Origin of the sequence: Rickettsia tamurae (assembly GCF_000751075.1) — a bacterium.
GTDB lineage: Bacteria > Pseudomonadota > Alphaproteobacteria > Rickettsiales > Rickettsiaceae > Rickettsia > Rickettsia tamurae.
Window position 1 is genome coordinate 1 of the sequence record NZ_CCMG01000005.1, and the last position, 5,502, is coordinate 5,502.

The window sequence follows — 5,502 nt, forward strand, 5'->3', positions numbered from 1 at the left end:
TTTAATTGATGCTCCTTGTGCTTTATACACTGTAGAAGCATAGCCATGTTTAAAGCTTACATCTTGAGGATTAAATTCTATTTCTTTCCCGCTATCTATTTTAGCAACAAACTTATCATTACTTACTGAAGTTATCGTTGCAAATTCACCATTTTCTATTTGTAAATCTTTATTAGTGGTCTTAAACAAAATACGATCTCCTGCCATATAATCTTCGTGCTTTTTAGATGATAGATAGTGTCTATATTCTTTACCGGTAAGCAAGCCTTTAGCTTTTAATAACTCCCTGATCCCTTGATTAATACTATCTACTTCAACATTACGCATGGTAATTATTAAACGCTCATTTAGAGCAAATTTGCTGTTACTCCAATCATTAATTAATCTTACCATTGATTCTTCTAGCGTATGATCAATCTTTAAACCATTATGCTGTTCTAATAACTGCAAGCCACAAGCAATATCTGATCTTGCAAAGCATGAAGCCATTTCTCTTGACCACACTTTACTTTGTCTTCTAATGTTACTTAACTCATACGAGCCAAATCTACTTGCAAATACTGCAAACATTCCTCCTCGCTCAACGGAAGTTAGTTGTCTCTCATCCCCAGCCAGTATCAAATTACAATTATTACTCCTTGCTACTTTTAGTAATTCTAAATAATCACTATTACCTACCATTCCTGCTTCATCTACTAATAGTAGGCTATTTCTTGCTAGATCAGCTTTGCCATTATACAATTTAAATAAAAATCCTTTTACTGTATAACATTGCCGGTAACCTTTACTTTTAAGCTCTGATGCTGCTTTATGAGTAGGACTAAGCCCTATAATATTTTGCCCATGATTAGTGGCAATTTTATAGCCTTCAGCAAGTACTTGTGGCAAGCTGTTGTTAAATCAGCACTCGAACCATATTGGGAAGCTAAGTTTGAAGTTAATAACTCTATGGCTTCAGACCTGGACGTAGCACCCACGATGCAATACAGAGAATTTCTGCTATTGTCTGCCCTGGCACAACCAGGGGATGGATACTGGACGCTGATATTAAAGGAGCATTTGATAATATCGATCATAATTTTCTTTTGAAAATTATAGGAAATTTTCCAGCACGAAATTGGATTAAAGCATGGCTTAAATCTGGCGTGATGGAAGAATATCAATTCACTAAAACAACAGTTGGAACTCCTCAAGGGGGAGTAATCAGTCCCTTACTTTTAAACGCAGCTCTTCATGGAATGGAAGATATACTTAACATAACTTATAATAAATATGATCATCTCCATCCTAAATCTGAATATGCTTTAGTAAAATATGCTGATGACTGTGTGCCACGAGTGCAAAGGAAGTTACATGAAGCCATAAATGTAGCTTGAATTTGTACGTAACTATATAAGAGATGGAAGTAGGTCTTCCGAAGCCGTTTTACAGGAAAAGGCTTCAAACCACTCTAAGCTGCGTTGGTTAAGAGCCAAGGTGGGTGAGCGTTAGAGAAAAGGTATCTTGCAAGGTATCAGGTAAGAATTAAGGAGATGAAGCGATTAAACCACTGCTGAAGTGTCGAAAGCATATAGATGAGATCAAAACTGATGGGTAGTCGTTAACTCAGGATAAATTTGGCGGGAACCTGTTTACTGGTCAAGTGGTCTCCGGCATAGAGGTGGCATGAACTTGATTTAGGTTCTTATGTGGAACGTGGGAACTTGTGTATTGATGCAAAGGGAGCGATGCAAGTGGAAGCCCCACGAGTATCTGAGTACCAAAGCAGTACATAGGGGCGGATTGGCTCGTAGTAGTGATGAAGCTGTTGAAAGGCAGTGGAGCAAAGGGGCTGAGTTATCCGTTTGATGTGGCTATAGTTTTCCGGACAGTTAATAATAAAAGCTATTAACAGGAAGGATAAAAATGACAGATATAAAGCCAAGGATATATCCAGCTGAATTTAAGGAATCAGCGGTTAAATTAGCTATTGAGTCTAAGCAACCTTTTACTCAAACAGCTAGGGAACTAGGAATTACAAAATCTAGTCTATATAATTGGGTTCATAAATATTCAAAACCCAAGGAAGTAATGAGAGATGATGAACATCTGTATGATGAATTAAAGAGATTAAAAAAAGAACTAGATAAGGTTATACAGGAACGTGATTTATTAAAAAAGGCTGCCGCGTACTTTGCAAAAGAATCCCGATAAGGTACGCGTGGATCAAGGAGCATGAGAGTAATTTTTCCATTGCTGCTATGTGTAAATTTATGCAAGTATCACGTAGTGGTTATTATGAATGGTTAAATAATACTGGATGTAATAAGGATCGAGAAGATAATGAATTAACCAACAGAATTAAAATTATTTTTAAAGAAGGTAGAGGTAATTATGGAACTAGACCTATTAAAAAGGCGCTATCTAGGCAAAGTATAGTTATTAGTAGGAGGCGTATTGCAAGATTAATGGATGAAGCTAGTTTTGTCTGTAAAACTAAGCGTAAATTTAAAGCTACTAATGACTCTAATCATAACAAGCAAATTGTTCCTAATTTATTGAATAGAAAATTTACGGTTCTTGATGCTAATTGTTATTGGGTTGGAGATATAACCTATGTGCCCACTAGTGAAGGTCATACGCATCAAGTTAAGCCATAATTGTTAATAATTTTAGTGTATTTAAGGAAAATAATCTGGTTTTACGATATTTATCTTTCAAAGAAAATTTTCCCCAATCTATAATTAATTTCTTAAGGAACTGCTTTAAATCATTAAGACGTCCAGTAATAGACAGGAATAATTCTCTTGACCTTTTCTGTAGTTCAATAAATGCTTTGGTTAAACTAATTTCTCTATCATTTGCTAATTCTACACAATTCGATAATCCATGAAAAATAAGCACACTACATAATTTACCATATAATTCACACAAAACTCTTGCAGGTTTACTTCTCCCTTTAAGATTTTCAATTTTTGCATGACTTTTATATAATTTAAATAATAATTCAATTTGCCATATTGCTCGATAAATTTATATGCTCAGCATTAACCATATCCTCTGATATATTAGTGATAAATATTGACCAATCTAGTAATCTCTGGTTTCTTGAAAAAGATTTATATTTATGAGACTTAGCTAATAAATTAGCCTTCCTTCTTCTACCAATAGCCTGTTCATCAGTCAATTTATGACATATAATCCGTAGCTTAACTTTTGCTTGTTTACCTAAAAGTACATCTTTTGATAAAAAGAATTTATTATCTAATAAGTTTAATAAATCAATTTTTTCCTCAGTGATAGGGTCATATATATTAGTTTCTGCTTTATAACGACTAATAAAATATGCACCAAGTTCGATAATTTGAATAAATGAAGCTGGGACAAAATAACCTACATCAGATATTAATAAGTCCTTAGTATATATGTTTGATAAATGTTCTCTATATCCTTGATCAGCCCTTATACCTTCTGTTATATCGACTGTATCTAACGATTGATTTAAATAATCAAATACTACCTGTAATTTAAGAGAAGATTGCACTGTACTACTACGCCCCTTATAGCAAGCACCGCAACCTTTATACATATCCGCCATATTGGCAGGTAGAATAATATGGCTACTATCCAATAATTTAACGCTATTAAATTGCTGCAAAATGTTGCAATCAAGCGGCATAGTATTTCTAAATAATTTTAAGCATTGTTCATACATTGACTGCATAAATTTTACTGCTACCTCAGTAAACCTAAAGTCTAAGCCTTGGGCAGAAATATCTATAGTTTCTTCACTTAAAAAATTACGCATTCCATCAAGACTACAATTACTATCGCTCATATTACCAAACACTATAGCTTTTAGAAAAGCTGAACCAGTTATTTTTCGTTGTCTCTTAATAAATCCTGTTGTAATGGATAAATTATTGGCTGTCTCTCCAAAAAACTCTTGGCATAGTTTTGCTAAGTTTACTATTTTCCCCATAGTACAAATTCTCACAATTTAGTTGTTAATCTTGCAAAAATTTATACCATATATTAGCTTCTTTTTAATTCATAATTTACTACCGTAATACCAGTATAATCTACTTGCTTTTCTTAACTTGATGCGTATGCTAGTGGAGGTTGGCTATATTTAGCCACTGTTATTGATCTATTTTCTAGAAAAATTATAGGATGGTCTATGAGTAATAATATGAAAACTGATTTGGTTAATAATGCTTTATTAATGGCAATATGGCAACGCAAGCCACCGAAAGGGCTTATTTGGCATACTGATAGAGGTAGCCAATATTGTTCTGACAGTCATTTAAAAATTATAAAACAACATAGTATTAAACAGAGTATGAGTCGTAAAGGCAATTGCTGGGATAACGCTGTTGCTGAAAGTTTTTTTCATACTATAAAAACAGAATTAGTGTATCAACATAAATTTAAAACTAGGGAGGAAGCAAAACATACCATATTTGAATATATAGAGGTATTTTACAACCGTATAAGAATGCATTCTTCTAATGACTATCTATCACCAGTACAATATGAAGAAATACAAAAATGTGCATGAACAACTGTCCGGAAAAGTGTTGACAAATCAGTTTTATTGATTAGTCAACTAATAAGAATTGGGAGGAGCTAAATTGAATAAAACAAAACCATTTTGTATTTCCAAGAAAAGTATAGCTAGACCATAGGAAATAGGTACAGTTATTACACAGCAGGGATAGGGATATAAAAATACTTTTTCAACAATCCGGTTTGACTTCTACACCTCATTAAAGCAATGACTCATTCCAAATACTGGTTCTTTACTTGTATTATAAGCATTGTGAAAACTTGAGTATTTATCCATACTGATGTTTTATTTGTACAATTAGCACAAAACCTAACTTTTGCCCCATACACAGGACTTTTCGTACCTTTGTTGAAAAATACCTAAAATTAGTCACTTGCTTTAACTCTAAATGCTCAAGGTCTAGGTCACGTCTACCACAACAGTATCTCCCATAACACTAATTGATGCAGCATGATTCGCATGATCTCCTGAGCCCATTATACCACGTTCACTATGTTGGATGCTTGAATAAATAGCATCCCCAATATAGGTGGAAGCAACTACCCCCACAGCAGCAGCAGGATTAAGTACGGTAGCTCCCAATATAGTAGCAGGTATATAATCTATAAACTGTTCTTTTCTACCGGCTGCAACGCCTTGATCAATTCGACAAGATATTTTTGTACGATCATCAAATATTAAATCAAGTGTATATAAATTTGCAGTAGCATAAGTATTAATATCTTCAGGCATTATTAATTCTCTAGATGGTTTAATAACTTTATTATTAAAATTATGATCTGGTCTATTCTTGCTACCCCAATCATAATTATCAATATTACGCACTGCTGTAGTTATATTACTTGTAGTATTATTCTTTACTTTTAGATACGTTGTTTTTGATGGCATAAAAACTCTCCTTAGAAACTATGAAACAATCACTTAAATCTGTATCATCCTGAACAGACTATTGT

General features: G+C 33.6%; 4 protein-coding genes and 3 pseudogenes. 4 read left to right on the plus strand and 3 right to left on the minus strand.

Features of this window, described 5'->3' with window-relative positions; translation table 11 throughout:
- A partial coding sequence (locus tag MB29_RS00840) for an ATP-dependent DNA helicase (protein WP_032138686.1) occupies positions 1-888 on the minus strand: 888 nt, incomplete at its 3' end.
- Between the two features lie 68 nt (positions 889-956).
- On the opposite strand from MB29_RS00840, the pseudogene MB29_RS09500 reads away from it, so the two are divergent.
- From MB29_RS09500 to MB29_RS00860, 3 genes and pseudogenes are all read left to right on the plus strand, one after another.
- Positions 957-1,376 (plus strand): annotated as a pseudogene (locus tag MB29_RS09500) (reverse transcriptase domain-containing protein); the annotation flags it as partial.
- Between the two features lie 529 nt (positions 1,377-1,905).
- Positions 1,906-2,193, plus strand: a complete 288-nt coding sequence (locus tag MB29_RS00855) for a transposase (RefSeq protein ID WP_032138689.1) — start codon at positions 1,906-1,908, stop codon at positions 2,191-2,193.
- Positions 2,194-2,252: 59 nt separating this feature from the next.
- On the plus strand, positions 2,253-2,639 hold the full coding sequence (locus MB29_RS00860; RefSeq protein ID WP_215426147.1) for an IS3 family transposase: 387 nt from the start codon (positions 2,253-2,255) through the stop codon (positions 2,637-2,639).
- Here the strand turns inward: MB29_RS00860 and MB29_RS07915 are convergent.
- Positions 2,629-3,961 (minus strand): annotated as a pseudogene (locus MB29_RS07915) (IS4 family transposase). The gene MB29_RS00860 and the pseudogene MB29_RS07915 sit on opposite strands and share 11 nt — an antisense overlap.
- A gap of 138 nt (positions 3,962-4,099) precedes the next feature.
- On the opposite strand from MB29_RS07915, the pseudogene MB29_RS00870 reads away from it, so the two are divergent.
- Positions 4,100-4,540 (plus strand): annotated as a pseudogene (locus MB29_RS00870) (IS3 family transposase); the annotation flags it as partial.
- A gap of 408 nt (positions 4,541-4,948) precedes the next feature.
- Here MB29_RS00870 and MB29_RS00875 read toward each other — a convergent pair.
- Positions 4,949-5,437 (minus strand): hypothetical protein, encoded by a 489-nt coding sequence (locus MB29_RS00875; protein WP_032138690.1) that lies wholly within the window; start codon positions 5,435-5,437, stop codon positions 4,949-4,951.
- Positions 5,438-5,502 lie beyond the last annotated feature (65 nt).

Bases quoted from the DNA above. Each gene is read 5' to 3' on its own strand.
- MB29_RS00855 (WP_032138689.1), top strand. From the start codon at position 1,906: ATGACAGATATAAAGCCAAGGATATATCCAGCTGAATTTAAGGAATCA.
- MB29_RS00860 (WP_215426147.1), top strand. From the start codon at position 2,253: ATGCAAGTATCACGTAGTGGTTATTATGAATGGTTAAATAATACTGGA.
- MB29_RS00875 (WP_032138690.1), bottom strand. From the start codon at position 5,437: ATGCCATCAAAAACAACGTATCTAAAAGTAAAGAATAATACTACAAGT.